Annotated in this window: 21 protein-coding genes and 1 pseudogene; 19 read left to right on the forward strand and 3 right to left on the reverse strand. The window is 73.9% G+C overall.

Features of this window, described 5'->3' with window-relative positions; genetic code table 11:
• From ACFZCD_RS08450 to ACFZCD_RS08460, 3 genes and pseudogenes are all read right to left on the reverse strand, one after another.
• A pseudogene (locus ACFZCD_RS08450) lies at nt 1–306 on the reverse strand (NAD-dependent malic enzyme); the annotation flags it as partial.
• Between the two features lie 60 nt (nt 307–366).
• The gene (gene aspA / locus ACFZCD_RS08455; RefSeq protein WP_391829030.1) at nt 367–1,803 is read right to left on the reverse strand and encodes an aspartate ammonia-lyase; all 1,437 of its coding nucleotides are present in this window, start codon (nt 1,801–1,803) and stop codon (nt 367–369) included.
• Between the two features lie 52 nt (nt 1,804–1,855).
• Nucleotides 1,856–2,851: an asparaginase gene (locus tag ACFZCD_RS08460; protein ID WP_391829031.1), complete on the reverse strand. Its 996-nt coding sequence runs from the start codon at nt 2,849–2,851 to the stop codon at nt 1,856–1,858.
• A 139-nt stretch (nt 2,852–2,990) separates the two neighbouring features.
• Between ACFZCD_RS08460 and ACFZCD_RS08465 the strand changes: the two genes are divergently transcribed.
• The 19 genes from ACFZCD_RS08465 to ACFZCD_RS08555 all read left to right on the forward strand — a co-directional run bounded on the left by ACFZCD_RS08465 (nt 2,991) and on the right by ACFZCD_RS08555 (nt 25,956).
• Nucleotides 2,991–3,446, forward strand: a complete 456-nt coding sequence (locus tag ACFZCD_RS08465; RefSeq protein WP_391829032.1) for an Lrp/AsnC family transcriptional regulator — start codon at nt 2,991–2,993, stop codon at nt 3,444–3,446.
• Between the two features lie 105 nt (nt 3,447–3,551).
• Nucleotides 3,552–3,743 (forward strand): RNA polymerase sigma factor, encoded by a 192-nt coding sequence (locus ACFZCD_RS08470; protein ID WP_391829608.1) that lies wholly within the window; start codon nt 3,552–3,554, stop codon nt 3,741–3,743.
• A 243-nt stretch (nt 3,744–3,986) separates the two neighbouring features.
• Nucleotides 3,987–6,284: a DUF4157 domain-containing protein gene (locus tag ACFZCD_RS08475; RefSeq protein ID WP_391829033.1), complete on the forward strand. Its 2,298-nt coding sequence runs from the start codon at nt 3,987–3,989 to the stop codon at nt 6,282–6,284.
• 145 nt (nt 6,285–6,429) lie between these two features.
• The gene (locus tag ACFZCD_RS08480) at nt 6,430–8,127 is read left to right on the forward strand and encodes a phage tail sheath family protein (RefSeq protein ID WP_391829034.1); all 1,698 of its coding nucleotides are present in this window, start codon (nt 6,430–6,432) and stop codon (nt 8,125–8,127) included.
• Between the two features lie 47 nt (nt 8,128–8,174).
• Nucleotides 8,175–8,699, forward strand: coding sequence for a phage tail protein (locus ACFZCD_RS08485; RefSeq protein WP_391829035.1), 525 nt, complete (start codon nt 8,175–8,177; stop codon nt 8,697–8,699).
• A 4-nt stretch (nt 8,700–8,703) separates the two neighbouring features.
• Nucleotides 8,704–9,432: a hypothetical protein gene (locus tag ACFZCD_RS08490; protein ID WP_391829036.1), complete on the forward strand. Its 729-nt coding sequence runs from the start codon at nt 8,704–8,706 to the stop codon at nt 9,430–9,432.
• An 851-nt stretch (nt 9,433–10,283) separates the two neighbouring features.
• On the forward strand, nt 10,284–10,418 hold the full coding sequence (locus ACFZCD_RS08495) for a hypothetical protein (protein WP_391829037.1): 135 nt from the start codon (nt 10,284–10,286) through the stop codon (nt 10,416–10,418).
• Entirely contained in the window at nt 10,415–11,620 is a 1,206-nt protein-coding gene (locus ACFZCD_RS08500; RefSeq protein ID WP_391829038.1) for a DUF4255 domain-containing protein, read from the forward strand. Before ACFZCD_RS08495 ends, ACFZCD_RS08500 begins: the two co-directional genes overlap by 4 nt.
• Nucleotides 11,617–13,776: an ATP-binding protein gene (locus tag ACFZCD_RS08505; RefSeq protein ID WP_391829039.1), complete on the forward strand. Its 2,160-nt coding sequence runs from the start codon at nt 11,617–11,619 to the stop codon at nt 13,774–13,776. The genes ACFZCD_RS08500 and ACFZCD_RS08505 overlap by 4 nt, the downstream gene beginning before the upstream one ends.
• Nucleotides 13,773–14,087, forward strand: coding sequence for a hypothetical protein (locus tag ACFZCD_RS08510; RefSeq protein WP_391829040.1), 315 nt, complete (start codon nt 13,773–13,775; stop codon nt 14,085–14,087). The genes ACFZCD_RS08505 and ACFZCD_RS08510 overlap by 4 nt, the downstream gene beginning before the upstream one ends.
• Nucleotides 14,084–14,725, forward strand: coding sequence for a hypothetical protein (locus ACFZCD_RS08515; protein WP_391829041.1), 642 nt, complete (start codon nt 14,084–14,086; stop codon nt 14,723–14,725). Before ACFZCD_RS08510 ends, ACFZCD_RS08515 begins: the two co-directional genes overlap by 4 nt.
• Before the next feature lie 24 nt (nt 14,726–14,749).
• On the forward strand, nt 14,750–15,076 hold the full coding sequence (locus tag ACFZCD_RS08520; RefSeq protein ID WP_391829042.1) for a LysM domain-containing protein: 327 nt from the start codon (nt 14,750–14,752) through the stop codon (nt 15,074–15,076).
• A complete protein-coding gene (locus tag ACFZCD_RS08525; protein WP_391829043.1) occupies nt 15,073–16,194 on the forward strand; it encodes a hypothetical protein in 1,122 nt (373 codons plus the stop codon). Before ACFZCD_RS08520 ends, ACFZCD_RS08525 begins: the two co-directional genes overlap by 4 nt.
• Nucleotides 16,191–16,724, forward strand: coding sequence for a phage baseplate assembly protein V (locus ACFZCD_RS08530; RefSeq protein ID WP_391829044.1), 534 nt, complete (start codon nt 16,191–16,193; stop codon nt 16,722–16,724). The genes ACFZCD_RS08525 and ACFZCD_RS08530 overlap by 4 nt, the downstream gene beginning before the upstream one ends.
• A 9-nt stretch (nt 16,725–16,733) precedes the next feature.
• Entirely contained in the window at nt 16,734–17,075 is a 342-nt protein-coding gene (locus ACFZCD_RS08535; RefSeq protein ID WP_391829045.1) for a hypothetical protein, read from the forward strand.
• Nucleotides 17,076–17,082: 7 nt separating this feature from the next.
• On the forward strand, nt 17,083–17,445 hold the full coding sequence (locus ACFZCD_RS08540) for a GPW/gp25 family protein (RefSeq protein ID WP_391829046.1): 363 nt from the start codon (nt 17,083–17,085) through the stop codon (nt 17,443–17,445).
• Nucleotides 17,442–20,480: a putative baseplate assembly protein gene (locus tag ACFZCD_RS08545; protein ID WP_391829047.1), complete on the forward strand. Its 3,039-nt coding sequence runs from the start codon at nt 17,442–17,444 to the stop codon at nt 20,478–20,480. The genes ACFZCD_RS08540 and ACFZCD_RS08545 overlap by 4 nt, the downstream gene beginning before the upstream one ends.
• The gene (locus tag ACFZCD_RS08550) at nt 20,477–23,710 is read left to right on the forward strand and encodes a putative baseplate assembly protein (protein WP_391829048.1); all 3,234 of its coding nucleotides are present in this window, start codon (nt 20,477–20,479) and stop codon (nt 23,708–23,710) included. The genes ACFZCD_RS08545 and ACFZCD_RS08550 overlap by 4 nt, the downstream gene beginning before the upstream one ends.
• Nucleotides 23,707–25,956, forward strand: a complete 2,250-nt coding sequence (locus ACFZCD_RS08555) for a hypothetical protein (RefSeq protein ID WP_391829049.1) — start codon at nt 23,707–23,709, stop codon at nt 25,954–25,956. The genes ACFZCD_RS08550 and ACFZCD_RS08555 overlap by 4 nt, the downstream gene beginning before the upstream one ends.
• Nucleotides 25,957–25,986 lie beyond the last annotated feature (30 nt).

The following is a 25,986-nucleotide window of genomic DNA, read 5'->3' on the forward strand; positions in this document are numbered from 1 at the left end:
GTGCTTCGACGCCATCTCGATCTTGCCACCGAGGTGCATCAGGAACGTACGGTCCGAGACCTTGCCCAGCACCACACCCTCGATACCGCGGAGCTTCTCCACGATTTCGTCGGCGTGCTCGGTGGACGTCGTCGCCATCGTGACGTCGATCCGCAGCTTCTCGTGGCCGGAAGCGGTCACGTCCAGGCCGGTCACGGAGCCGCCCGAGCTCTCCACCGCCGTGGTCAGCTCACTGACCGAGGTCCCGCTCGCGGGGACCTCCAGCCGGACCGTCATCGAGTAGGAGACGCTTGGCGCCGTTGCCATGGGGTTGCTTCTTCTTTCTGGGGTTGTGCTCGGGTGGTGTCCGGGTCGTGCGGGACTGTCTCAGGCGCGTACGGCCGTGGCCGTGTGCGTGTGGGGGCGGGCGAGGTTGTCCGGGTGGAGGATCTCGCCGAGCTGCTCCGGGGTGAGCAGGCCCTTGGCCAGGACGAGGTCGTGGACCGAGGCGCCCGTCGTCAGCGCCTCCTGCGCCACGGCGGTGGCCTGCTCGTAGCCGATGTGCGGGTTGAGCGCCGTGGCCAGGCCGATCGACCGGCCGACGAGGCGGGCCAGGTGCTCGCGGTTGGCGGTGATGCCGGTGACGCAGCGCCCGGCCAGGGTCAGGCAGCCGGCACGCAGGTGCGTGAGGCTCTTGAGGAGGCTGTGGGCGATGACCGGCTCGAAGGCGTTGAGCTGCAGCTGGCCGCCCTCGGCGGCGAAGGTGACCGTCACGTCGTTGCCGATGACCTCGAAGGCGATCTGGTTGACGACCTCGGGGATCACCGGGTTCACCTTGCCGGGCATGATGCTCGAACCCGCCTGGACGGGCGGCAGGTTGATCTCGGCGAGGCCGGCGCGCGGGCCGCAGGAGAGCAGGCGCAGGTCGTTGCAGGTCTTGGAGAGCTTGACGGCGATCCGCTTGAGGACGCCGGAGAGCTGCACGAACGCGCCCATGTCCTGCGTGGCCTCCACGAGGTCACCGGCGACGGTGACCGGGATGCCGGTGATCGATCCGAGGTGGCGGCAGGCGAGCTCCGGGTACTCGGGGTGGGCGTTAAGGCCGGTGCCGATGGCGGTGCCGCCGAGGTTGATCTCGCGCAGCAGGGCGCACGCCTCGGCCAGCCGGGCCCGGTCCTCCTCCAGCATGACGGCGTAGGCGGCGAACTCCTGGCCCAGCGTCATCGGCACGGCGTCCTGCAGCTGGGTGCGGCCCATCTTGAGGACGTCCGCGAACTCCTCCGCCTTGGCGGCGAAGGCCTCGCGCAGCACGGCCATGGCCTCCAGCAGGCGGAGGGCGGCGAGCTGCAGCGAGAGGCGGACGGCTGTCGGGTAGACGTCGTTGGTGCTCTGCCCGGCGTTGACGTCCTCCAGCGGGTGCAGGTGCTTGTACTCGCCCCGGGCGTGGCCGAGGAGCTCCAGCGCCCGGTTGGTGATGACCTCGTTGGCGTTCATGTTGCTGGAGGTGCCGGCGCCGCCCTGGATGACGTCCACGACGAAGTGGTCGTGCCACTGCCCGGCCCGGATTTCCTCGCAGGCCCGCACGATCGCGTCCACCTTGCGGCCGTCGAGCAGGCCCAGGTCGCGGTTGGCGAGGGCGGCGGCCTGCTTGACGGAGGCGAGCGCCGTGATCAGGTCGGGGTAGGCGGAGATGGGCGTCCCGGTGATGGGGAAGTTCTCCACGGCGCGCAGCGTGTGGACGCCGTAGTACGCGGCGGCGGGGACGTCGCGGTCGCCGAGGAGGTCGTGCTCGGTGCGGGAGGGGCCGGGGACGGAGGCCGACATGGGGGGGATTCCGATCGGGTGCGCAGTGGGGGAGCGGTGGTGCGGAGGGGGCTCAGGCGGCGGCAGGGGTGCCGACGAGGCGGCGCAGCGTGTGCGTCCGCTCGTCCGTGCCGGCGGCGGAGAGCACGGCGCCGAGGACGGCGATACGGGCCTGCCCGGCGCGGAGCGTGCCGGTCAGCACGGCCCCGGCGGCGGCGAGGTCGACGGCGCCGCCCTGGGTGTAGATCTCGGCGACCGGGCCGGACGGGACGCGGGTGGTGAGCGCGACGAGCACGCCGCGGGCGACCGCCGCCTCGACGGCGGCGACGACCTCGGGGGTCGCGTTGCCCGCGCCGGTGGCGACCAGGACGATGCCCTGGGCGCCCGCTGCGACGGCGGCGTTGAACAGCAGCGGGTCCGCGTCGCAGTGGTGCATGACCATGTCGACCCGCGGGAGGTCCTCGCCGGCGGCCGGCAGGGGGAGCGGCGCCGGGCGCTCGGGCCGCCCGTGGACGAGGACGCGGCCGTCCTTGACGTCCGCGACGGGGCTGCCGGAGGGGTCGGCGAACGCGTCGGCCGCCAGGGTCTGCACCTTGATCGTGCCGCGGGCGGCGTGTATCCGACCGGCGAAGGCGACCAGGACGCCGTGGCCGCGCAGCTCGGCCGAGCCCGCCGCCAGCAGGGCGTCGTGGAGGTTGCGCGGGCCGTCCCCGTCCGCCGCTTCGAGCGGGAGCTGGGCGCCGGTGAAGACGACCGGGCGGGGGTCGTCGTGGTGGAGGTCGAGCAGGAAGGCCGACTCCTCCAGGGTGTCCGTGCCGTGCGTGACCACGATGCCGTCCACGCCGGGGTCGGCCAGCACCTCGTGCACGGTCCGCAGCAGGGCGAGCTGGTCGCGGGTGGTCAGCCGGGCGCTGTTCACGCTCATCAGGTCGACGACCCGGACGGTGACGCCCTCGGGCACCGCGGCCGTGGCCAGCACGTCCCCGCCCCGCGCGTCGGCGGCGAAGCCGGAACCCTGCCAGCGGCTGGCGATGGTTCCGCCGGTGCTGATGACGACGACCTGTCCCACGGGTGCCCGCCCTTCTCAAGATCAGTACGGCCGTCCACGGGGCGTGTCGGCCGGGCAGGGGAACAATAGGACGAATCGCGCGCAATTGGTTCGCTGAAATGAGCGAGCCGGGCCCATTTGTGTGGTGGATAATTGCGTCGTGGACCGCATTGACAGAAATATCTTGCGCGAGCTCCAGGAGGACGGCCGGCTGACCATCCAGGAGCTCGCCCACCGCGTCGGCCTGACCCCGTCCCCCTGCATGCGCCGCGTCCGCCAGCTGGAGCAGGACGGAGTGATCCAGGGCTACCGGGCGGTCATCAACCCCGAGGCCGTCGGCCGCAGCTTCGAGGTCCTCGTCTCCATCGAGGTCAAGCGGGACCGCGAGGCGGTGGAGGCCTTCGAGGCCGCCCTCCAGGACATCCCCGACGTCGTCGAGGCCTACCGCCTCTTCGGCAGCCCCGGCTGCCTGCTCCGCATCGCGGTCGCCGACCTCACCGCGTACGAGCGGCTGTGGATCGAGCGGCTCACCACGCTCTCGGGCATCACCGAGGTGAACTCGCAGATCATCATGAAGCGCGTCAAGGAGCCGAGGGGACTGCCGGTCGGGCCGTGACGCCGGGGCCGGCGCTCGTACGGCTCGCCCCGCTCGACCGGGGAACGGGACGACCGGGCCGGGGATCGGACGGACGACCGGACGAATCCCGACGCCGTCCACGCCCTGCCCGAATGCCGGCACGACGTCATCGTCCTGCTCCACGTCCTCGGCCACTCCACCCGCGAGGCCGCCGGCATCATGGGCATCACCCCCGCCGGCGTGCGCTCCGCCGCGCGCTTCGCCCGCCACCGCCTCCAGCGCGCCCTCGGCCTCGAGCAGGGCCCCTCCGGCGACGAAGGAGGGACGGACAGGTGACCGGCCACACCCCGCTCGAGCCGGCACTGGCCCGGGTACGGCTCGTCCGGCCCCCTTACACCATGGCCGACACCCAGGCGGCCGGCGCCAGCGCGTTCTCCGCCGCCGGCTCGCTCGCGGGTTCGCGCCGGGGCCGGCGGCGGCGGAGAATGGGAGTGCCAGACACTCGGCTCCGCGGTCCCGCCGCGTACGGGGTGATGCACGATGGGCGTGCACACGACAGCAGCTCGGGCGGCTGCGGAGGTGGTTCCCTCCGCAGCGTCGGCCCTGACGCGAGCACCGGCTTCTCCCCGGCCCGCCCTCCCCGGCGGCGTCCTGCAGCGCTGCGGAGCCGTCCCCTGCCCGCCCGGTGCCTGCCGGCGCACGGCGGAGGCGGCCACGGGGCCGACCGCGGTGGGCGAGCCCCTGCGGTCGGCCGGCCGCCCTCTGGATCCCGGCGTCCGCTCGCGCATGGAGGAGCGCTTCGCCTACGACTTCAGCAAGGTACGCGTGCACACCGGCCCCCGGGCCGGCGAGTCCGCCCGGGCCGTCGGCGCCCTCGCGTACACCGTGGGCAGGAACGTGGTCTTCGGGGCCGGGCAGTACCGGCCGGGGACCCCGGGCGGGGACCGCGTCCTCGCCCACGAACTGGCGCACGTCGTCCAGCAGCGGCACACGTCCGGGACCGTGCAGCACGCCGCGGAGGTGCTCCCCGCCGAGGGCTCCCTGGAGCGCGAGGCCCATGCCGCGGCCGACACCGTGGCCCGGGGCGGCCGGCCCAAGGTCACCGGGCGGGCCTCCGCGGCCGGGGTGCAGCGGATGTCGATCGGGGGGCCGTACCTGACGCTCGACGCCGCAGGGGGCTGCGGAATCTGCTACCGCGGTGACGTGCGAGCCGTCGGCAGGGACGTCCACGACCAGATCCAGAAGCTCATGGAGCGCATGTACGGGCCGTACATGTTCCGCGAGGTGAGGGTGCAGTTCGACCGGCGCAAGTGGCCCTACATTCTCAACGCGGGCATCCCCGACCTCGTCCGGGCCACCCCCTGGGGCATCCAGGTGGGCGAGATCAAACCGGCCAACCCGGAGGGATTCTTCGAAGGCGCCGCCAAGATGCAGATCTACCTGCGGCTCTTCCGTGAGTTCTTCCGCAAGCGGGCCGGCACACCGGCCGGTTTCCGCGTGGAACCCCTCGACGCGCCGCCACCCCGGCCCTTCCCCTTCACAGAGGCGAAGTCCCCGACGTGCCGGCAGATGGTCGTCGTCAACCCTCCCGTCGAGGGCGTGTACACGTACCTGTGCGTGCCTCCCTTCAGCGTCGCCCGCAGGATCTGCCGCTGCGGTGACGAGAAGCGCGGACGGCGCAGGGCCACGGAGAAGACGCCCGCGCGCAAGCGGCAGGAGAGCAAGCAGGAACGGGCCGCCGCGCCCGGCGTCACGGTGCCGTCGGGCCAACCGGCGCCCGCGGCCAAGGAGGCGCCCGCGACCAAGGACGCGCCGGCGCCCGCAACAGCACCTGCGGCCCCGGGGGCCACCGGCCCCTCCCCGGAGGACGCCGCCAAGGCAGCAGCGCTCCTGGCGGCACTCGGGCTCGCCGCGGCGGCACTCCGCAAGGCCCCCGGTAAGGCCGCGGGGGCACGCGTATTCCCCCCTGCCGTCGTCCTGGCGGCCGCCGTGCTCGTCGCCGACGGGGCCGAAGCACACGTCGGCCTCAGCGGGGACGACATCCTCGACACTCTGTGCGCGAGGGCCGCCCAGAAGGGAACCCCGGTCCCCGACGACCTCAAGAAAGCCATCCGCAACGACCCCGCCCTCCGGAAGATCATGGACGACATGGCGAGGACGGGCGACGTCACGGAGGCCCAGCGCCGCCTCGGCGAACAACTGACCCGCACCGTCGCGGAGAACCGCGGCGAGTTCAGCGACGAGGACCTGCGCGACCTGCTGCGCGTCAGCGAGGCGCACCGCAGCGTCGTCCCCGGAGCGGGGGCGGCGGCCGACGACCTCAAGCGCTCGCTCACCCAGCGCCGCGTCGAACGGCTCATCGGCGAGCTGGCGACCCGGGCAGGCCGAGGGGCCCCGCTCAGCGCGGCGCAGCTGACCGAGCTGAGGACCTTGCTGACGGGGCAACAGCCACCACTGACCGAGGCCGAGATCCAGAACCTGATCACCCGGGTCCGGCCCGCCGCCAAGGGCGAAGGCGCGGCGGAAGTCCTCGCGTCCGTTCGCAAGGCGCTGGAGGCGCTCCGCGGAAAGCCGGGCGGCGACGCGGAGGCCGGTGCGGTCCCGCCCGCCCGCTGGGCCTCCCTCTCGCCCGGTACGCACCTGATCTTCGGCCCGAAGGACCTCGTCCTCCGCGACGGCATGACGTTCACGGCGACCCTCATCGGCCAGGACGAGAAGACCGGGCAGCGGTACCACGGTTCCGGCACCGTGACGGCCCGGGCCACCGGGAACGGCTGGGTCATCGAAGTGCCCGCGGGGATACCGCTGTACAGCCCCGACGGTCGCCTGCTCGGGGCCACGGTCAAGAAGACGTGGCCCGGCGCCCCGCGGCGGTAGCTGGCCGAGCGACTGCGCCGTACGGCCCTGGCGGATCCCCTGACCGGGGGAGACACGACCTCTCCGGCAATCTTCCGCCGACCAACCGCTCCTACGGTGGATCACGTCCCCCTCGTACTCCCCACCGTCAGAGAGAAGAGGCCTCATGCCGGTGCAGATCTCCTATCCCGGCGTCTACATCGACGAGGTCAAGAGCTCCGTACGGACGATCACCGGCGTTCCGACGTCGATCGCCGCCTTCGTCGGCTGGGCGCCGCGCGGGCCTGCCGACGGGCCGGTGCACATCACCTCGTGGGCCGACTACGAGATGCAGTTCGGCGGGCTGCACAAGGACAGCCCCATGAGCTACGCCGTCGAGCAGTTCTACCGCAACGGTGGGGCGGAGGCGGAGATCGTGCGGGTGGTGGCGGCCCGGGCGGAGAACGAGAAGGCACCGGTCCTCCGGATCGGGAAGGCGCCCAAGTCCGGGAAGGACTCCCGCCCCACTCTGGTTCCCATCGGACCCGGGGTATGGGCACAGGACCTTCAAGCACGGGTCACGGGGGTCGAGGACGACGAGGACCCGAAGACGGAAAAGAAGGGCGTTTACAATCTGACGCTCACCGACACCGGAACCGGTGTGGAGGAGACCTACCTCAACATCAGTACGGATCCGGACAGCCCGCGCAGCCTGAAGAGGGTCCTGGCCGGCTCTCAACTCGTCAGATGGGCCGGCGACGGCGAGAGTCCGCCCGAGAAGAACGACGTGCCCGACCCCGCCGGCGGCCACCAGGACGAGGGCGGTAACCACCCCTCCAACGGCAACGGGCCTGCCGGCGATGGCGAGGCCGGGCACGATGCCGGAGGGGCGGGGCACTCGAATGCGAAGCCGAAAGACTTCTTCTCGAAGGTCGAGAACCTTCCCGCCCAGGACACGTTTCCCGTTCTCGCGGACTACGAAGGCGATCCGGTGTCGAAGACCGGTCTCCAAGCGCTGCTCAAGGCTGACATCTTCAATCTTCTCTGCATCCCTGATGCCACGGAGAAGCTGACCGCGGAGGGTGGTTCCAAAGACCTGGTCCTGGCCGCCGCAGAATTCTGCAGCGAGCACAGAGCCGTGCTGCTCGTCGATCCCCCGAGCGCGTGGAACGAGGCTGCCACGGCGGGTGGCGTGGCCGATGCGGCGCGCACGCTCCCGGTCACCGGCAACTCCGCCCGCAACGCCGCCGTCTACTTCCCCCGGGTGCTGGCGACGGACCTGCCGCGGGGCGGTCTCGTGCGGGACTTCCCGCCGTGCGGGGTCATGGCCGGCGTGATGGCCCGGACCGATGCGCAGCGCGGCGTGTGGAAGGCCCCGGCCGGTACCGACGCGTCGCTCAACGGCGTCCAGGGGCTGACGATGCCGCTGACCGATCTGGAGAACGGCCGGCTCAACCAGCGGGGTGTCAACTGCCTGCGCGAGTTGCCCGCGATGGGCCCGGTCGCCTGGGGTGCCCGCACCATGCGCGGGAACGACCAGCTCACCGACGAGTGGAAGTACCTGCCCGTGCGCCGGCTCGCCCTCTTCGTCGAGGAGAGCCTGTACCGGGGCACCCAGTGGGTGGTGTTCGAGCCGAACGACGAGCCGTTGTGGGCCTCGATCCGGCTGAACATCGGCGCCTTCATGAACTCCCTCTTCCGCGAGGGGGCGTTCCAGGGCCGGACGCCGGCCGAGGCGTACCTCGTGAAGTGCGACCGGGAGAACAACCCGCAGAACGACATCGACCGCGGGATCGTCAACATCCAGGTCGGGTTCGCGCCGCTCAAGCCCGCGGAGTTCGTGATCATCCACATTCAGCAGCTCGCCGGCCAGGTCCAGGTCTAGGTACAGGACCCGGTTCCGGGCCGCAGGAGGCAGGAGGAGCGAGGACGATGCCGGAGATCACACGCCGGGACCCGTACAAGAACTTCCGGTTTCGGGTGAAGTTCGGCGGCGGGACGGCGTACATCGCGGGGATCAGCAAGGTCAGTGGTCTGAAGCGGACCACCGAGGTGGTCAAGCACCGCGACGGCGGCGACCCGGGGACCAGCCGCAAGCTGCCCGGCCGCACCGAGTACGAGGCCATCACCCTGGAACGCGGCTGCACTGCCGACACCGCCTTCGAGGAGTGGGCGAACAAGGCGTGGAGCCTGCGCAAGTCGGCCGGCGGGCTGGAGACCTCGCTGAAGGACTTCCGCCGCGACCTCATCATCGACGTGTTCGACGAGGCCGGGCAGCAGGTGCTGTCGTACTCCGTCCACGACTGCTGGGTGTCGGAGTACCAGGCGCTCCCCGACCTCGACGCGAACGCGAACGCCGTCGCCTTCGAGCACATCAAGCTGGAGCACCACGGGTGGGTGCGCGAGCCCACCACCCCGCCGCAGCTCCCGCAGTTCACCGACACCGCATCGGGGTGACGGCGTGGTGGTGGCCGAGCTGACCGAGGCGCAGTTGCTGTCGGTGTGGGAGTCCGGGAGCGGGCAGGGCCCGCGGGACCGGGCCCTGCTGCTGGCCAGGACCGCCGCGGGGGACGCGGAGCCCGTCGCCGACCTCGCCCTGGCCGCTCTCCACGCCCTGCTGCTCGGTTTCCGGGAGCGGGCGTTCGGCAGTTCGCTGCCCTGCGCAGCCGACTGCCCGGCGTGCGGGGAACCGCTCGAAGTCGCCGTGGAGACGGCCGAACTGCGTCCGCCCGCCCCGGCGGGGGTTCCCGGGGCACGCACGGTGCCGCCCACGGGGACCTTCCGCGCGGCGGGCCGCGACGTCACGTACCGTGCCCTGACCCTGCGCGACCTGCTGGCCGTCGCCGGGTGCGGGCGTGACTCCCGCCGGGCCCTGCTGCAGCGCTGTGTCGTCGGCACCACCCCGGACGAGGGACCTCTGCCGGGCCACGTTCTGGAGGAGGTGGCCCGGCGGCTGCCCGGCGTTGATCCGGGCGCGGAGACGACGGTGGCGCTGGAATGTCCCGGGTGCGGGCATTCCTGGTCGGCGGAGCTGGACGTCGCCGGGCACCTGTGGGCCGAGATCGAGGGGTACGCGCGCCGCCTGCTGTACGAGGTGCACGCGCTCGCCCGCGCCTACGGCTGGACGGAGCAGGACGTCCTCGCCGTCAGCCCCGCGCGCCGCCGCTTCTACCTGGAGGCGGCCGGGTGAGCGACTTCGTGGGCCGTCTGCTGGGCGCGCCGGGCCCGCGCCTCCGTCCCCGGCTCCCGTCCCTGTTCGACCCGGAGCCTCCCCGGCTGCGTGAACCGGAGGAAACGGAGACGGCCGGGTCCGAGGCCGGGGCCGAAGGACTTGCCAGTGCGGAGGGGCACGCCCGGCGGTCCCCGCGCGGCGACGATGCGGACTCCGGAAGCGCCGGCGAGCCCGGCGGCGGGCCGGGCCGTTCGTCCGCCGGGCCGTCGCCTGCCGAGGGGACCCATGAGGCGGGCGCCGCTGCTTCCCGTCCCGCTTCCCGTGGAGCGTCACCCACCGGGGCGAGGGCGCCGGGCCGAAGGCCGTCCGGCCCGGGGAGCGCCGAGGCGGAGGATTCGCCGGACGCCTCTCCCGAAGAGAAGGACGTCCACGAGCCCGTCGCCCCGGCCCCGGCGCGCCCCCGCAACGCCGCCGTCCCCGGCCGCGAACAGCCCTGGCCGCCCCCGGCACCCTCCGCCGCCCCGGCACCACCTCCCGCCGTGCACCGGTCAGTTGTCACCGATCCAGCGACCGCCGCAGGCGCCGCATCCCCCACGCCGCGGCACCCGGCGGAGCTCCCCGAGCCCCCCGCTGCACCCCGGCAGCCGTCCCGCTCTCAGGCATCCGCCGCGGCAACGCCTCCCGCCCGCCGCACATCCGGCGACGCGCCGGTTTCCCCTCGTGCCCACCCCGTCCGGCCTGTCGCACCAGCCGTCCCCTCGCCCGTCCGCACCGGCACGCCGGGGCCCGTCCCCGCCGGGAGGCCCCGCGCGGAACCCGGCCGGAGCGGACCGCGCCGACCCGCCCCCGGCGCACGGGACGCCGAGACCGTGGTCCGTATCAGCATCGAGCGGCTGGAGGTCCGGGCGGCGCCTCCGGCGTCCCCCGCGGCGCACCCGCAGGACGCCGGGCGCACCCGGAAAGCCGGCCCCGGCCTCGACGAGTACCTGCGGGGCCGCACATGAGCGACTCCGCCGCCGTCGCCGCCGTCACCAACGCCCTGCACGTGGTCCTGGGCAAGGCGCTCGACCGCGGGATCCCGGGGATCCGGGTCACCTCGAAGACGCCCGACGAGGCCGCGGCCGACCACCAGTTCCAGGCGACCCTGAACCTGTTCCTGTACCGGACGACGATCGACGGGAACTGGCGCAACACGGACCCGCCCGGGACCCGGCCGGGGGAGACCGGGCGGCCCGCCCTGCCCGTCGTCCTGCACTACCTCCTCACCCCCTACACGACGGACGACCCGCAGGGACTGGTCGCCCTTCGGATCCTCGGCGCGGCGATGGCCGCCCTGCACGACCACAGCGAACTCGGGCCGGACGACTACGACAAGGAGGCGGGCCTCGGCGACGCGCACCTGCAGCCCGAGCCCGTACGGATCACTCCGGCGGACCTGTCCGTGGACGACATGTCCAAGCTGTGGAGCGCCTTCCAGAGCCGGTACCGGGTCTCGGTCGCGTACGAGGCCCGCATCGTGCTGCTCGACACCGCCCGTCCTGCCCGGGCCCCGCTGCCGGTGGTGCGGCGCGGAGCCGCGGGGCGGGGACCCGTGGCCGCACCGGACCCCTCCGATCCGCACCCCGCACTGACCGGCGTGACCCCGGAGGTCGCGGCGTTCACCGACGAACTCGTCCTGACCGGCAGCAAGCTGGACGCCGGAACGCCGGCCGTCCACCTCACCCACCCGCTGTTCGGCGCGGTCCCCCTGACCACGACCGCGGTGAGCGAGCACGAGGTGCGGGCCACCTTCGAGGAGGCCGGCGGGCTGGTCCCGGGGCCGTGGTCGGTGACCGTCGTCCTCACCGGCGAGGACGGCACGCGGCAGGTCACGCGGGCACTCCCGCTGGCGGTCGCCCCGAGCATCGCCAGATCCTCCCTGCCGCTGTCGGCACGGCGCAGCGCGAACGGCACGGTGAAACTCAAGGTCCCCTGCGACCTGCCGGTCGCGGCCGGCCAGCGGGTCCACCTGCTGGTCGGGGACCGCCCCGTGCCCGTCACGCCCTTCCGGGGGACGCGCGAGAAGACGCTGACCTTCTCCTTCCCCGCCACCGGGCCCGGCCGCCACGTGCTGCGGCTGCGCGTCGACGGGGTGGACAGCCTCGTCGTCGACGGCGAGGCCACCCCGCCCCGCATCGACGCGGACCTGGCGGTGGTGGTGACGTGACCCCCGTCAAGCCGGGTCGTACCTCCGCGCCCGCAGGTGCCGCGCCCACGGTGGACGCGGGGGCACAGGCCCCGCCGGAAACGTGGGAAGACGTCAACGAGCGCTATCTGGAAGCCGGACTCGAGTGGCTGCGGCTCCTGCTGCGCGCCCGGGCCGGGGGAGACCGGGCGGAGGGAGAACGGGCCGCGAGGACCCCGGCACCCGGGCGGAGCGCTTCTCCTGGTGCCCCGCAGGGACATGGCGGCGCCGGCACCCGGCCCGTCACCGGCAAGCAACTCGCCTCGGCCGCCGCGGCCATGGAGCGCGCCGCGGCCACCGACCCGCCGCCCGCCCTCGTCTCCCTCGGCGGGCTGCTGGGGCTGTCCGCGTTCGAGCGGTACACACTGCTGCTGTGTGCCGCCCCCGAGCTGGACCCCGCGTTCGCCGGGCTGTGCGCGGCGGCGCAGGGCGACCCCGGCCTGCCCTGCGCGACGTTCGCCCTGGCGCTGTCGGTCCTGCCGGAGCCCGCGTGGGACGTGCTCTCCCCCTACCGGGGACTGCGGTACTGGCGGCTCGTCGACGTCGACCGGGCGGCGGGCCGGACGCTGGTGACCAGCCCCCTGCGCGCCGACGAGCGGCTCGTGAACCACCTCAAGGGGCTGGACTACCTCGACGAGCGCCTCGAATCGCTGGTCACCCTGCTCCGGCCGGTACCCGGTGCGGCCGGTTCCGGTTCCGGCGCCGAGGGCTCGGGCCATCCGGCAGCGGAGGAGATCCTCGGCCACTGGCAGCACGCACCCGCGTGGTCCGGCGGCCGCGTGCCGGTCGTCCAGCTCCTGGGGCCCGACCGGGAGACGAAGCGCGCCGTGGCGGTCGAGGCCGCCGCCGCGGCGGGGCTGCTGCTGTACGGGATGCCGGCCGGCCTCCTGCCGGGAGCGGCGGCGGAGCTCGACACGGTGGCGCGGCTCTGGCAGCGGGAATCCCGCCTGCTGCCCCTGGCCCTGTGGATCGAAGCGGAGGACGAGGGGCGCGCCGACGGCGAGGGACCCGGCGGAGGGGAGGCGGCCGGGCGGCTCGGCCGCTTCCTCGACCGCGTCGGCGGCCCGTGCCTCGTGGCCACCAAGGAGACCCGGCCCGACGTGCCGGCCCCCACCGCGGTGGTGGAGGTCGTTCCGCCACCGCCCGCGGAGCGGGCCGCCGCGTGGCGCGCGCTGCTCCCCCCGGCCGACGCGGACCGGCTGGCCGGGCAGTTCGCCCTGGACGTGCCCTCGATCCACGAGATCGCGTCCGCCGCGGGCGGCGACCCGGACGCCGCCTGGCGAGCCTGCCTGGTGCGCACCCGCCCCCGCCTCGGCGGACTGGCCCAGCGCCTGGAGCCGGGGGCCGGCTGGGACGACATCGTGCTGCCCGCGCGGGAGGCGGAGCTGCTGCGGCAGATCGCCGCCCAAGTGGCGCAGCGCGAGACGGTGTACCGGACCTGGGGGTTCGGGCAGCGCACCGGCCGGGGACTGGGGATCAGCGCCCTGTTCACCGGGCCCAGCGGCACCGGGAAGACCATGGCCGCCGAGGTGCTCGCCCGGCACCTGCACCTCGACCTGTTCCGGGTGGACCTCTCCGCGGCGGTCAGCAAGTACATCGGGGAGACGGAGAAGAATCTGCGCCGCCTCTTCGACGCCGCCGAACCCGGCGGCACCATCCTCTTCTTCGACGAAGCCGACGCGCTCTTCGGCAAGCGCAGCGAGGTCAAGGACTCCCACGACCGCTACGCCAACATCGAGGTCGGCTACCTGCTGCAGCGCATGGAGTCCTACCGGGGCCTCGCCATCCTGGCCACGAACCAGCGGCACGCGCTGGACACGGCGTTCGTGCGGCGCCTGCGCTTCATCGTGCCCTTCGACTTCCCCGGCCCCGCCGAACGCCGCCGGATGTGGGAGCGCGCCTTCCCCGCCGCCGCGCCGGTCGACGCCCTCGACGCGGAACGGCTGGCCGAACTCCCGCTCAGCGGCGGGATGATCCGCAACATCGCGCTCAACGCGGCCTTCACCGCCGCATCCGCGGGCACCCGCATCGGCATGCCGGCCGTGCTGGTCGCGGCCCGCGCCGAACTGCGCAAGGCCGACATGCCGCTGCCCGGCGCGGACTTCTCCTGGGACGGTGAGCCGGAGGTGACCCCATGAAGGTCGAACTGTCCGTCGGGCGGCTGGTGCTGGAGGGCGTCCCCGGCCACCGGGCCGCCGCCCTGCGCCGGGCCCTGGAGGCGGAACTGGGCACCCTGCTCACCGCCGCACCGCCCCGTGGGCTGGGAGACCTCCACCTGCGCCGCGCCGTGACGGCACCGGTGCGCGCCACCGCCGACCCCACCGCCCTCGGGCGCGGCATCGCCTACGCCGTCCACGAGGCCCTCGTGACGCCCGGCACCGGCCCGGCGGCCACGGCTCCGGGCACCGCGGCCACGGCCGCGGCCGCGCACCGGGAGACGCCCCGGTGACGCCCCCTCTCGCCCTGCGCGGCGGATTCGTGTTCCTGGACCCCGAGCAGGGCCGCGTCCTGCGGGTGACGCCGTTCCAGTACAACCCCGACACCCTCACCCGCAGCCTGCAGCCGCGCGGCGCCGGGGCCGAGGGCGGGGACCGGCTGGAGGCGCTGCGGCTCAGCGGCCCGCCGCAGGAGACCTTCAGGTTCGAGGCGGAGTTCGACGCCGCCGACCGGACCGACAAGGGCGGCCGGCCCGACCCGGCGGCCGGCACCGGGCTCTTCGCGGTGCTCTCCGCGCTGGAGAGCGCCATCCACCCCACGGGGGCGCAGCTGCGCGAGTCGGACCGGCTGTCGTCCATGGGGATGATCGAGATCGCCCCGGTGGAGTCGCCGCTGACCGTCCTCGTGCTCGGCCGGCGCCGGGTCGTCCCCGTGCGGATCACGGAGATGTCCGTCACGGAGGAGGCGTACGACAGCGCCCTCCAGCCGGTGCGGGCCAAGGTGTCCCTGTCGGTGCGGACCCTGACCACCGACGACGTCGGCTTCGACCACCGCGCCGGTGCGCTCTACCTCCGCTACCACCAGGGCAAGGAGAACTTCGCGGCCCTCGGCGCGTACGGATCCGACGCCGTCGGCCTGACCGGGATCTGAGCGCGGGGAACCGAGGAGACGCCGATGTTCGAGTCCACGAGCCGCTACCACGGGCTCCCCACCGCCACCTGGACCGGCCCGGACGGGCGGACCGTCGCCTACGTCCGGCGCCGCTTCCCGCCGCACCCCGAGGAGCTGGTGACCGTCCGCGAGGAGGCGGTCGGGGTGGGCGAGCGGCTCGACGTGTTCGCCGCGCGGCACCTGGGCGACCCCGAGCAGGACTGGCGGATCGCCGACGGCCACCGGGTGCTGCGCCCCGACGACCTCACCGCTCTGCCGGGGCGGCGACTGCGGATCACCCTGCCCGCGGGGGTGCCGGGCGCGTACGCGGCGGGGGGCGCCCCGGGATGACCCACAGCCTGCAACTGATGCTGCTCACGGGGAAGTACGTGCCCACCCCGGCGCCCGCCTCGCTCCTCGACGCCCTGCGGTCCGTGCAGGTCACAACCGCGAGCGAGGGGGCGAGCGGCTTCCAGCTGACGTTCGCGCTCGGCAAGCGGTCGGCCGTGATGCGGGAGATGCTCCCGCTGGGGATGCTGGACCCGCAGACCCGCATCATCGTGATGGCCGTCGTCGGCGGCACGCCGCACGTGCTGACGGACGGCCTGATCACACGTCAGGACCAGGCATGCGGATCGTCTCCGGGGAGCTCCACGCTCACGGTCACGGGTCAGGACATCTCCATCGTCATGGACCAGAAGGCGAAGCAGGAGTCCTACCCCGCCCAGGCGTCCGCGCTGCAGGTCATGACGGTGTGCTCGGCCTATATGGAGTACGGCATCGTGCCGTTGGCCGTCCCTCCCCTGTTCGACAACCTCCCGAACCCGCTCGACACGCCGCCGGTCCAGTGCGACACCGACCTGGTGTACCTCAAGTCCCTCGCGACGAGCGTCGGTTACGTCTTCTACATCGACTCCGGCCCCCTCCCGGGAGCCAACATCGCCTACTGGGGGCCGGAGGTGCGGGCGGGCGTGCCGCAGCCCGCGCTCACCGTGGACTCGGACGCCGCGACCAACGTCGAATCGCTGAGCTTCGGCTACGACGGCCTGGGCCGCACCGCCTATACGATCGGCGTCACGGAGCCCATCAGCAAGCAGGTGATCCCGGTTCCGGTCCCGGACGCCACCCCCCTCCGGCCGCCCCTCGCCGTACGCCCGGCGCCGGCGTTCAAGGAGGAGCCGCTGCCCGACCTGACCGGCCGCTCCCTCCCGGAGATCCTGTTGATGGGCCTGGGCAAGAGCGCCCGGTCCAGCGACGTCGTCACTGCCCAGGGCCGGCTGGACGTCCTGCGCTACGGGCACGTCCTGAGCGCCCGGCGCCTGGTGGGCGTCCGCGGCGCGGGCCTGGCCTACGACGGCCTGTGGTACGTGAGCAGCGTCACGCACGAGGTCAAGCGCGGCGAGTACAAGCAGAGCTTCAGCCTGACCCGCGAGGGCCTCGTCTCGAACACACCGGTGGTGATCCCATGACAGCCCCGACGACGAAGCGGTTCCACGGCCTGCACCAGGGCGTGGTCGTGTCCAACGAGGATCCGCTCCAGGAGGGGCGGCTGCTGGTGCGCGTCCCCGAGGTGCTCGGCAACAAGCCCGGCATCTGGGCCTCGCCGCTGTCGCCCGTCGCGGGCATCGCCAGCGGCATGTACGTGGTGCCGCTGGTCAACTCGGGCGTGTGGGTGCAGTTCCTGGAGGGCGATCCCCACCGGGCGGTGTGGGTGGGGTTCTGGCGCGGCGGCGCGGGGGACGTGCCCCCGGCCGCCCGTACCTCGCCTCCGGGGACCCCGCAGATCGTGCTGGCGACCCCGGGCCAGAAGGCTCTGGTGATCAGCGACGCGCAGGCGCCGATGGGCGGCATCAAGCTGCAGTTCCTGGGCGAGGCCGGGCCCTACATCAAGATCACCGCGCTGGGCATCGAGCTCTCCTGCGGGCCCGGGCTGGCCAGCATCAAGCTGGAGGGGCCGGTCGTGAGCATCAACGGCACCTCGCTGCAGGTCGTGGGGTGAGGGTGGGTCATGCCCGGACTGGTCCTGCACGCCGGAGCCGTCATGATGTGCGCCCACCCGCCGGGCGTCGTGACCCTGCCCGCGCCCACCCAGCTGAAGGTGCTGGCCGGCCTCCAGCCGGTCGCCACGGTCGCGGACGTCCTCGTGGTCGGGGGGTGCGGCCTGACCGGTTCCCCCACGGCCCCGTGCGCCACGGTGCGCTGGTTCCAGTTCTCCGCGCGGGTGCTGGCCGGCGGCCGCCCCGTCCTCGTGCAGCCGTCCCCGCCCCCGGGGCCCGGCGCCGGCACGGGTGTGCCCGCCCCCGGACCCCCGATGGTCCAGGCCATGCAGATCAAGGTGAGAGCGAGCTGAGCGGACCGTGGACATCGACTTCCCCTACCGCATCGACGAGCGCGGCCGCACCGCGGAGACCGGCCACGCCGACCACGTCCGCGACATGGTCGAGATCGTGCTCTTCACCACTCCCGGCGAGCGCGTCAACCGCCCCGACTTCGGCTGCGGGCTGCTCGACCTGGTCTTCGCCCCCAACGGCCCCGAGCTCGCGGCCACCGTGGAGCTGACCGCCCAGGCCGCACTGCAGCGCTGGCTCGGCGACCTGCTCTCCGTGGAGTCCCTCGTCGTCACCGCAGAGGAGTCGGTCCTCACCGTCTCGCTGAGCTACCGGCTCGCCGCCACGGGGCAGCGCCACAGCATCGTCGTCGACGGGGGGACCGCGGCATGAACCCTCCGGGCCCGGTCTGCGACGACGAGCGGCGCCGCGCCTCCCTGCGCCGGGCAGGGCTGGCCGGCATCGACTCGGTGACCGTCGACGCCGACCAGCACGGAATCACCGTCACACTGTTCGGCGCCGTTCCGCCCGGCATCGACCGGCACAGCTTCCGCATCGACGGCGGCCGGCGCGTCACCGGCATCCGGATCGTCGCCGCCACGCTCCACGGCTGTGCCGACGGGGACCCCGTCACCGACGTGCACCTCGCCCTCGACCGGCGCGGCGACATCTCCACCTACCGGCTGGTCGCTCTCGGCGACGCCTTCGACCCCCGTTACGCCGTACACGAGTTCGGCTTCCGTCAGCAGTGCCCCACCGGCCTGGACTGCCGGCCCGGCGGCGGCCCGCCCCCGCCCCCGGGCCGCCCGGCGCCAGCCATCGACTACCTGGCCAAGGACTACGCCGGCTTCCGGCGCCTCCTCCTGGACCGGCTCGCCCTGACCATGCCGGACTGGACCGAGCGCCACGTGCCGGACCTCGGCATCACCCTGGTGGAGATCCTCGCCCACGTCGGCGACCGGCTCAGCTACCAGCAGGACGCCGTCGCCGCCGAGGCGTACCTGGACACCGCCCGGCTGCGGACCTCCGTCCGCAGGCACGCCCGCCTGGTCGACTACCCCATGCACGACGGCTGCGCCGCCCGGACCTTCGTCTGCGTGGAGACCAGCACGGACGTGAACGTCGCCCACCCCGCGGAACTCGCCTTCGCCGTCGTGCCCCCCGGGCGGCTCCCGGACACGGAACCCGTGATCGCCGGTGATGCCCTACGAGCCCGGGAGCAGGTCTGCTTCCGGGCGCTGGAGGACCGCAGGATCCGGCTCCGCGCGGCCCACAGCCGCATCGAGCTGTGGGCCTGGGGCAACGAGCAGTGCCACCTGCCCGTGGGCGCGACCGAAGCCACCCTGCGGGACGGCACGTGGGAGGACGGGTATCCCCGCCGGATCCTGCACCTCGTACCCGGCGACGTCCTGATCCTGGAAGAGGAGCGCGGCCCGGCCACCGGCTCCGTCGACGACGCCGACCCCGCCCACCGGCAGGCCGTCCGCCTCACCAGCGTCACGCCGCGCATCGACACCGTCGAGCAGGTCCCCGTCGTGGACGTCGCCTGGGACCCCGAGGACGCCCTGACGTTCCCCCTCCACCTCAACACCCGCGGTAGCACCCTCCCCTTGGCCGTCGCCCGCGGCAACGCCGTGCTCGTCGAACACGGCCTGGACAACACCTGGGGGACGGGCGCGACCGCACCGGTGCTCACCGCACCCGGCCCCCGGACGGACGGGAGGCCCTTCGCCCCGCTCCTGCCCGATACCGGCATCACCTGGTCCGCCCCCTTTCCCGACCCTGCCGGCATCGCCGCCGCACAGGCACGGCAGCTCGCGCTGCTGCCGGAACGGGCGCGCGACCGGATCCGTAACCTTTTGCATGCCGAGGGCGCCGCCGGGAGCGCCGCCGGAGCCGGCTCCCGCAGCCGTCCCGGAGACGACACGTACCCCGGGGATGACGCGGACGCCGGCTCCCGCAGCCACCCCCGGGAGGACGCCGGGTTCGGCTCCCCGCGCTACGGCGCGGGTGACACCGCAGCGGGGCACACCGCCACCACCGACGACGACCGCGCACTGGCGATTCTCTTCGGAAAGGAGACCCTGCGCGCGGCCGGCCTCTACGAGGACCGCCGGCGTGCCCTCGCCACCCTCCTCGCCCGCTTCGACCACTTCCTCGACGCCAAGCTCCGGCGCCTGGCCACGCTGATCCAGCAGGCCCGCTCCGGATACGTCCTGTCCGAGGAGGACGTGTCCGGGGAGCTCACCCGGAGCTGGGGCCCGGACGCCGAAGCCCTCCTCCCCGGCTCCCCGCTCCTGCACGGACCGGCCGTCCGGGCCCTGCGGACCGACCCCCGCGCCGCGCTGCCCCGGCTGCTCCTCCGCCCGCTGCCTCCCGCGGAAGAGGAGGAACCAGGGCACCACGGGCAGGGGCAGCGGCCGGGACACGGCAAGAACCGCAAGCCCCCGGCGGACCCCACGGCGCAGCCGGCCCGCACGCAGACCGGGGACCCCACCCCCTGGGCACCCTGCCGCGATCTGCTGAGCTGCGGCCCCCGCACCCGGAACGTCGTGGCCGAGACCGACGACGAAGGCGTCATCACCCTGAGGTTCGGCGACGGGAGGGCGGGCTGCCTGCCCGCCCCCGGCACGAGGCTGCGGGCCGAGTACAGCGTCGGCAACGGCCGCGCGGGGAACGTCGGCCCCGAGGCGGTCAACCGGGTCGCCTTCCGCACGCTCCGGCCCGGCGGCATCCTCCGCGTCCGCAACCCCCTGCCCGCCACCGGCGGCACCGACCCCGAACCCGTGGCCGACGTCCGCCGCGCCGCGCCCCGCGAACCCTTCCGCAGGCTCCTGCGCGCCATCACCGCCGACGACTACGCCGCGCTGGCCCAGCAGCAGCCGGGCGTCCAGCGTGCGGCCGCAGCCCTGCGCTGGAACGGCAGCTGGTACGAGGCCGACGTCGCCCTGGACGCCCAGGGCACCGCGGACGTGCCGCAGGACCTGCTCGACGGCGTCCGGCAGGCCCTGTACCGCTACCGCCGCATCGGCCACGACGTCGTCACCGGCCGGGCCGTCCAAGTGCCCCTTGACGTCGCCCTGACGGTGCGGGTGGATCCCCACCACATCGCCGGGCACGTCAAGCAGGCCGTGCTGAGCGCGCTGCGCCCCGGCCCCCTGCCCGGCGGCGGACGGGGATTCTTCGACCCCGACGCCCTGTCGTTCGGCACCCCGGTGTCCGCCGGCCGGCTGATCGCGGCGGTCGTCGCCGTCCCCGGCGTGCGGCACGCCGGAGTGACCCGCCTGCGCCGTCTGCACGGCACCGGCCCCGCCGTCCCGGACGACGGAGTGCTGCGGGTGGGGGCGCTGGAGATCGCCCGGCTCGACGACGACAGCGCCCGGCCGGAGAACGGCCTGCTGGACCTCACCTTCGAAGGAGGACGATGAGCAGCCCGACCTGCCGCTGCGGCTGCCGCACCGCCACCGGCCCGGCCGGCCCCGCGCGTATCTGGAACCGGCCCGGCCTGCCCGCGCTGTCCTGCCGGGCCGGCACCCACGGACAGTTCCTGGACGCCATGCTCGCCCGCCTGTCGGGTGAGGACCGCCGGCAGCTCGCCCGTCTCACCCACCGTGAGGCCGACGACCCGTCCGTCGCGCTGCTGGACGCCTGGGCCGTCATCGGCGACATCCTGACCTTCTACCAGGAACGCATCACCAACGAGGGCTACCTCGGCACGGCCACCGAACCGGAGTCCCTGACCCGGCTCGGCCGGCTCGTGGGCCACTGCCCGCGGCCCGCGCTGGGCGCCGGCACCTTCCTCGCGTACACCCTCGATCCCGGCGGCCGCGCCACGATCCCGGCCGGGTCGCAGGTCAAGAGCACGCCCCTGCCGGGTGCTCTCCCGCAGACCTTCGAGACGTCGGAGGACCTCCACGCCCGCGCCGAATGGAACCAGTTGCCCGTCCGCCGGACCGAGCCGCCCGACCTCGACGTCGAACATCTGAAAACGATGCGCTCCATGGAGCTCGCCGGCCTCCAGGCGGGCCTGCGCCCCGGTGACCGGGTGCTGTTCTCCTTCCCCGACCCGGAAGTCTTCACCGTCCGCACCGTCCACGACAGCAAGGCCGACCCGGAGCACCAGCGCACCACCGTGTACTTCGCGTCGGCCACGCCCGAGGACGAATACGCCGACGCCGCCGCGGCCCTGGGCACGGCCGTCGGCGAGGCGATGGCCCAGCGGGCAGTCGGCGACACGGTCACGGCGAACGTGCTCGAACCGATCCGGCAGGCCGGCACCGGAGGAGCCGCCCCCCAAGGAGCCGGCTTCCGACGGGAGCCGGCCTCTTTCGCCGACCTCTTCGAACCGCTCAACCGGCTCGACGAGCACCTCGCCATTGCCAGGAAGCAGGGCGACCAGGCGACCTCGGAGCTGCTCGATCCGGTCGCGGCGGCGGCGAGAGGGCTCCGGATCGCGGCGGCCCGGGCGACGGACTCTCCCGAACTGGATGCCCTGATCCACCTCGGCCAACCGCCGGCAGGGGGCAACGGCGGCGAGACCCGCGAGGGCGGGCGCGAGGGCCAGGCGCTGCTCGGCCTCACCCCCGTCCTCGCCGCCCTCGCCCGGCCCCCTTCCCGCCCCCCTGCCGGCCGGAGCGAGCTGACCACGTCCATCGCCAACCTGTACGAGGCAGGCTCCGACGTTCCGCTCAGGCTGCTGGCCGCCACCCGCCCCCAGCTCGCCGGACAGCTCTACCAGGCCATGGGGACGGCGTCCGTCACACCGGTCGGGGCCCTTGAAGAGATCCGGTGGCTCCGGGTCAAAGCCGCGCCCTACGGCGCCACCATCGGTAAGAAGCTGGACGACGAGGCCATCAAGCTGGACGGCGAGAACGCGCGCCGGCTCACCCTCGACGCCGTCTACGACACCATCCTTCCCGGCACGTCGATCGTCCTCGAAAGCGGCAGCGACGCCGTCCCTTCGCTCGTACGCACCGTGGACTCGGTGACCCGGCACGCCGTGCGCGCCAACAGCGGGAACCTGGTCTTCCAAGTGACCCGCCTGACCCTGACGTCGGACCTTCCCCCGGAGTACATGGGCGAGAACCGGCAGGACGTCACCGTCTGGGCCGCCGGCGAGCCGCTCACCCCCGCCGAAGTGCCCGTGACCCGCGACGTCATGGGCCGTGAGATCACCCTCGACGACACCCGCGAGGGACTCGCCCCGGGGCGGTGGCTCGTCGTCTCCGGCGAACGCACCGACGTCCCGTACGCCACGGGCGTGCGCGGCACCGAACTCGTCATGCTCGGCGGAGTGCACCAGCGGACCGACCTCGAACGCCCGGGCGACCGGCTGCGGACCACCCTCGTCCTGACCACTGAGCTCGCCTACAGCTACCGGCGGGAGAGCGTGGTCATCCAGGGCAACGTCGTCCCCGCCACGGCGGGCGAGAGCGTGGGGGAGGTGATCGGCAGCGGCGACGCCGCACAGGCCGGGCAGACCTTCGCACTGCGCCGCACCCCCCTGACCTGGCTGCCCGCGGCGACGCCCACCGGTGCCGGCGGCACCCTGACCGTCCGGGTCGGCGGTGTCGCCTGGCACGAGACGGACGACCTCACCGAACTCGGACCCGCCGACCAGGGATACCGGTTGCGCACGGGCCCGGACGGCGAGGCCGCGGTCACCTTCGGCGACGGCGTCCACGGGGCGCGGCTGCACACCGGGACGGAGAACGTCTCCGCCACGTACCGCGTCGGCGCGGGCAGCGGCGGCAACCTGCCCGCCGGCCAGGTCAACCAGGTCGTCAGCAGACCCCTGGGCGTCAGTGCCGTCACCAACCCGGTCCCGGCGACCGGCGGGGCGGACGCCGACGGCCCGGACGACACCCGCAGCCGCGTGCCCCTGCGGCTGCGCGCCCTGGACCGGATCGTGTCGCTGCGCGACCACGAGGACTTCGCCCGCTCCTACGCGGGCATCGGCAAGGCTTCCGCCCAGTACTGCCAGGACACCGGGCGCCGCGTCGTCCAGGTCACCGTCGCGACCGCCGGTGACACCTCCGTCGGGCCCGCCTCGCCGCTCCTCACCTCCCTAGAAGCCGCCCTCAACCGCTACGGGGACCCGGCGCTGCCGGTCGTCGTGGCGCTGCGCGAGCGGGTCCTCCTCGTCGTCTCCGCGGGCATCCGCGTCCTGCCCAACCACACGTGGGACGACGTCGAGCCCGCCGTGCGCCGCGCCCTGCACGACGCCCTCGGCTTCGCGCGGGCAGAACTCGCGCAGCCCGTCCACCTCAGCACCGTCATCGCCGAGGCCCAAGCCGTCCCGGGCGTCGACCACGTCGACGTGGACGTCTTCGGGGGCATCCCGGACGACATCGACACGTTCGGGCTGACGAACCTCCCCGAACAGCTCGCCCGGCCGGCCCCATGTGTCCCGGCCCGCGGCGCCGGCTACCGGGAGACCCCCGCCCTCGTCTTCGAGCACGACACCCTCACCTCCGTCGCCCTGCGCTACGGACTGAGCCTCGACCGCCTCGTCGCCCTCAACCCCGGCGCCGTGCCCACCGACGATCTGGAAAAGCTCGGGACCAAGCTCATCGTCGGGCGCGGTCTGCGCGCCGCCCAGCTCGTGGTCCTCGACCCCGCGGTGCCCGAAACGCTCGTCCTGCGGAGGATCCAGTGAACCCCGACCGGCTCTACGAGCTCCTGCCCGCCGTCCACCGCAGGATGGACGAACGCAACGGCGGTCAGCTGCGCGCCCTGCTGTCCGTCATCGCCGAACAGGCAAGCGTCGTCGAGGCCGACATCGAGCGCATGTACGACGACTGGTTCGTCGAGACCTGCGCCGAGTGGGTCGTCCCCTACCTCGGAGCCCTCATCGGCTACGCCCTCCCGCCCGGCGCGGCCGCCGCCCTCACCGAGAGCAGGGAGTGCGGCGACCGGCTCCTCGCCTCCGCCGCGCCGCGCCGCGAGGTCGCCGACACCGTCGCCAACCGCCGCCGCAAGGGCACCCTCGCACTCCTGGAGGACCTCGCCGCCGACGTCGCCGACTGGCCCGCGCGCGCTGTCGAGCACCGGCGGCTGCTCGCCCTCACGCAGCCGGTGCGGCGCCTCACCGCCGACGGCCACGACACCGCGCGCCGCCTGCGCCGGGGCGGGCTGGCCGACCTCCGCCGTACCGAGCCGCTCAACCGGGCCGACGGTCCCTTCGACGAGCTCGCGCACACGGCCGAGGTGGCGCGCGCCTGCGGGACCCGGCGGGCGGGCCGGTACACCATCCCCGGACTCGGGCTCCACGTCTGGCGGTTGCGGGCCCACTCCCAGACGCGGGCCCCTGCCTTCTGCCTGGACCGGGCCGCGTACCGCTTCACGTTCAGCGTGCTGGGCAACGACACGCAGCTGTTCACCCTGCCGGTGCCCGAGCCGTCCCCCTGCCACATCGCGGGCGAACTCAACGTCCCGGCTCCCATCGGCCGGCGCTCCCTCACCGAGCGCCTCCACGACTACTACGGGCCGGGCAAGAGCATCTGCGTGTGGGAGGGCGACGAGGACGCACCGCCGGTGGCCCCGGAGCGGATCGTCTCCGCCGACCTGTCCGGCTGGGACTACCGCACCCCGGACGGGAAGGTCGCCGTCGACCCCGTCCTCGGCCGCATCGCCTTCCCCGCCCGGCAGGCCCCGGAGCAGGGAGTCCGGGTCACCTACCACCACGGGGCCGCGAGCGACCTGGGCGGCGGCGAGTACCCGCGCCCGTACGCGGTGGTATCCGAGGGTGAGTCCCGGCCCTACCGCGTCGGCCCCGGCGAGCAGTACGCCTGCATCATGGACGCCGTCGAGCAGTGGCGCGCCGACCACGACCGGTGGCACGAAGCATCGGCCCGGCAGCAGGGTGCCGCGGGAGGAACACCGCAGCAGGAGACCGGACCGCATCAGGGCCGCTTCCGCGCCGGGCACCGGCCCGCCCCGCCCCGGAAGCCCGGGCCGAAGCCCTCCGACATCATCGAGATCAGCGGCAACGACATCCACCAGGACGTCCTCGACCTCTCCCTCGACCGGGGCCGCCGGCTCGTCCTGAGGGCCGCCGACGGCGCGCGCCCCGTCCTCCGCCTCCTCGACTGGTCCGGCAGCCGCCCGGACGCCCTCCGCATCACCGGCACCGGGAGGGGCAAGGGGCCCGCGCCCTGCGTCGTCCTCGACGGCCTGATGATCACCGGGCGCAGCATCCGGGTCCGCGGCGACGTGGGGGAACTCCTCGTCCGGCACTGCACCCTCGTGCCCGGCTGGGACCTCGACGAGCGGTGCGGCCCGCGGCAGCCCGAGGAACCGAGCCTGGAACTCGTCGACACCCCCGCCGACGTGCGCGTCGAGCACAGCGTGCTCGGGACCGTCGTCGTCCGCCGCGACGAGCCGGCCGACGAGCTCCAGCGGATCCACCTCTCCGACAGCGCCCTCGACGCCACGGCACGGACCTCCGCCGCCCTGACCGGCCCCGAGGACCGTCCCGCCCCCGCCGTCCTCACTGCCCACCGCACCACGGTCATCGGCACCGTGCACGTCCACTCCGTCGACCTGGCCGAGAACTGCCTGTTCGACGGGGACGTCCAGGTGGTGCACGGGGCGGCCGGCTGCGTACGGTTCTGCTGGCTGCCGCCCGGATCCCGCACCCCGCGCCGCTTCCACTGCGAACCCGAGTACTCCGGCACGGCCGCGGCCGCGCCGCTGCGCTTCACCAGCACCCGCTACGGAACCCCCGGATACCTCCAGCTCGCCGACCGCTGCCCGGACGCGATCCGCCGCGGTGCGGACGACGGATCCGAACCCGGCGCGTTGCACGACCTCTTCCAGCCGCAGCGAGAGGACAATTTGCGGACGCGCCTCGCCGAGTACGCCCCCGCGGGCTGCGACCCCGCCCTCCTTTTCGCCACCTGACCCCCATCTGACCCACCTGCCCCCACCGCG

It is taken from the genome of Streptomyces sp. NPDC008001, from assembly GCF_042958085.1.
In the GTDB taxonomy this organism is placed as follows: Bacteria; Actinomycetota; Actinomycetes; order Streptomycetales; family Streptomycetaceae; genus Streptomyces.